Annotated in this window: 3 protein-coding genes; all 3 read left to right on the forward strand. The window is 71.7% G+C overall.

The features are described from left to right. The first annotated feature begins 470 nt into the window (after nt 1-470). A complete protein-coding gene (locus ACFW2E_RS44450) occupies nt 471-980 on the forward strand; it encodes a helix-turn-helix domain-containing protein (RefSeq protein WP_384477162.1) in 510 nt (169 codons plus the stop codon). Between the two features lie 211 nt (nt 981-1,191). Next, a complete protein-coding gene (locus ACFW2E_RS44455; RefSeq protein ID WP_384477165.1) occupies nt 1,192-2,127 on the forward strand; it encodes a GNAT family N-acetyltransferase in 936 nt (311 codons plus the stop codon). 675 nt (nt 2,128-2,802) lie between these two features. Continuing rightward, on the forward strand, nt 2,803-3,004 hold a 202-nt coding region (locus ACFW2E_RS44460), incomplete at its 3' end, for a hypothetical protein (protein ID WP_384477167.1).

Genomic DNA, 3,004 nt, shown 5'->3' on the forward strand with positions numbered 1-3,004 from the left:
GCTGTGCGGGGCAGGGCCAGGACAGCGGTGTGGGGGGGGGGGGGGGGCGGGCGGCCCACCCGCCCCCACCCCCCCCCCCCCCCCCCCCCCCCCCCCCCCCCCCCCACTCTCTAACACACGCGCCCCCCCCCCCCCCCCCCAGGCAGGTGCGCAGGGCCTCTACGTGGTCCGTGGCTGGCCCCAGCCGAGAGCGAGTTCGGGGTTCTGGACGGGGCGTTGCACAGGTTCTGAGGGGGCGTCCTGGGGCAGCCGGGTCTGGTGCCAGGCGACGGTATGTTTGGGTTTCCGGACGGGGTGCCATACCGGCTTCTGAGGGGCCGCCTGCAGCAGGTCGACCAGACGAGTAAGTCCGAACCCCGCCTGAGCCGCGGTGCGTGTGCATCGCCACGATCGTTCTGTTTACAGAACGTTCCGTTTATGGAACGCTGCGTCACGACAATGCATCACCGGCGCGGTAGGGGCGGAAAGCTATGGAACTGGCCCAGGAGGTGGGGGAGCGGCTGCGCCGACTGCGCCAGGACGGCGGCCTGTCACTGTCGGAACTGGCCCGCCGCTCCGGCGTCGGCAAGGGCACGCTCTCGGAACTGGAGACCGGCCAGCGCAATCCGACCCTGGAGACGCTGTACGCGCTGACCACGGCCCTCGAGGCGCCGCTAAGCACGGTCGTCGGCCCCGCCCCAGTGCAGGGCGCGGCGGTGCACGCGGTGCTGACGGACCGCGTGCAGGACACGGCTGCGGTGTCGGAGGTGTATCGCATCCGCATTCAGAGCGGCGCGGTGCAGCGCTCGGCCGCTCATGTGCCGGGCACGGAGGAGCACTTGCTGGTCTTCAGCGGCACGGCGCGGGTTGGTCCCGCCTCCGCCCCGTTCGAGGTGAGCCCGGGCGGCCACGCCCGGTGGGCGGCGGATGTACCGCATCAGTACGAGGCGGTGGGGAGGGATGTGGAGGGGGTGCTGGTGGTGCGCCACCCGGTGGAATGAGATGCCTACGCCGCACCGCCCTGAGCCAGGCCACGACCATCGCCGATCGGCCGTGGGATCCACCGCTGCGGCAGGAGGCCGACAGTATCCAGTCCGTAGGCCCGGGTCTGATGGTCGGTCTGGCAAGGGACAGCCAGGCCTGCCGGTGCCACTGGGTGGCGATTTCATGCAAAGCCAGCTACGTCATCGAGAGACAGGATGATCCCAGTACATGCCTATACGTATAGCGCGCCCAGACGAACTACCTGCCCTCGTCCAGCACTCCGACCAGCCCGAGCGCAACGCCGGGACGGCCGCCTACCTCGCCGACCTACTTGCCAAGAAGTGCACCCGGCCGGAGTGGTGCCTGGTCGCGGAGGACGAGGCCGGTCGGCTCACCGCGGCCACCGCGCTATGGACCCTCCCTGGGAACGACGTCCCGATGGCCCTGGTGCTCCTTGAGACACCGTGGGACGAACCCGGCCTTGCCACTGGCCAGGCGCTGCTGGCCGAGGCCGTCACCCTGGCCGACTCGCTCGGCGCCACGGAGCTGGAGCACGTCATCGACTCGCCGACGCAGCCGCCGCAGTACCAGGCGGAGCCGGAACGGCGCGCCGAGCTTCTCCGTCTGGCGGGCTTCGAGCGGGCTCGTGACGGTCGCCGCTTCCGCCGTCGCTCCGGGGTAGAACTCACTTCGCATGATGACCGATTGACCTGGCATTCCCTGCCCAGTCTGGGCCGTGAGCCGTTCATCGCTCTCCTCGCCGAGGCGCTGCCGACCAGCGCCGACGCCCAACTCGCCGCCAAGATCGCCCGGCATGGCGCCCGGCGTGCCGCGGAGAGCCTCTTCGCGGACATGGAGGAGTTCTTGTACGAGCCCTCGTGGTGGGAACTCGGCTACGCTCCGGACGGCACGCCGGCTGCCCTCAGCCTCCCCGCCCGAAACCCCTCGACCGCGGTGATCGGCCTGGTGGCGGTGTCTCCCGCCTGCCGCGGCAACGGCTACGCGACGGCGGTGGTGGCCCGCGGCACGCGGCTGCTGGTCGAAGCGGGCGCCGAGGAGATCCGCGGCGACTGCGACGCGGCCAACACGGCCATGATCATGGCTTTCGAACGGGCAGGCTACGAGAACTTCGCCGACCGCCAGGAGTTCACCCGCCGGTTGTGAGCGGGGGCCGCTCCCGCGCCGTAACGAATGCCGCCTCCGACCTGCTGACCGGGAACTGTCTGTGGCAGCGTCCCTTCTTTCACACCTCGTACGCGGAGACCGGCCTCCTGCCCGCGTTCGGATCCGTCCTTGTGGTGCAAGGGGTGGAACGGGAAGCGCCCGAGCATGAAGTACGGCCCGGCTCGCTGGCCCCCTTCCACGGCTACGACCTGCGCACCGACAGACAGCTGTGGCGCCGTTCCCTCGGCGTGGCGGACTTGGTCGTCCCCCGGCGCACCGACGGCGGCGGATCCGGACTGGTCTTCGCGCACACCGACAGGAGCAGCCGGCTGCACTGGCTGTCCCCGGCGACCGGTGAGACGCTCGGCACGGCCCGGTACCGCTGGGACTTCCACGGGTGTTTCCTGGAGATCGTCGACTGCGGGGAGACGGTGTGGCTCGGCCACCGGGACGGCTCCCTGGTCCGCCGGATGCGCCCCTTCGGGAACCCCGGTCGGCCGGACGCACACCGGCTGCCGCGCCGCCTGGCCCCTCGAACGGGGGCCTTCGCCGTGGCGGACAACTGGCTGTACGCGCAGAACATCGCGGGACGTCTGTGGACGGCGAACGCCGGGGCCGGCTGGGCCCACCGGCTGCCGGTGGAGGGCGACCGGGCCCGCGGGCCTGCGCCAGGGGGTGCGCAAGACCCTCACCACGGCGGGCGACCGCGTCTACGCCGAGCTTCCGCACCGGCAGCACGGGGTGGGCGTGGTCGCGCTGCGGCACGGCCGGGTCCTGTGGGAGTGGGCGGCGGGAGACGTCCCGCCGGTGCCGTGCGGCGAGGACGTGCTGCTGCACCCGCAATTGCCGCCTGGGTGGTGGGCCGATGCGCAGTCGC

This window comes from Streptomyces sp. NPDC058964 (assembly GCF_042741275.1).
Taxonomy (GTDB): Bacteria; Actinomycetota; Actinomycetes; order Streptomycetales; family Streptomycetaceae; genus Streptomyces.

Bases quoted from the DNA above. Each gene is read 5' to 3' on its own strand.
- ACFW2E_RS44450 (WP_384477162.1), top strand. From the start codon at position 471: ATGGAACTGGCCCAGGAGGTGGGGGAGCGGCTGCGCCGACTGCGCCAG.
- ACFW2E_RS44455 (WP_384477165.1), top strand. From the start codon at position 1,192: ATGCCTATACGTATAGCGCGCCCAGACGAACTACCTGCCCTCGTCCAG.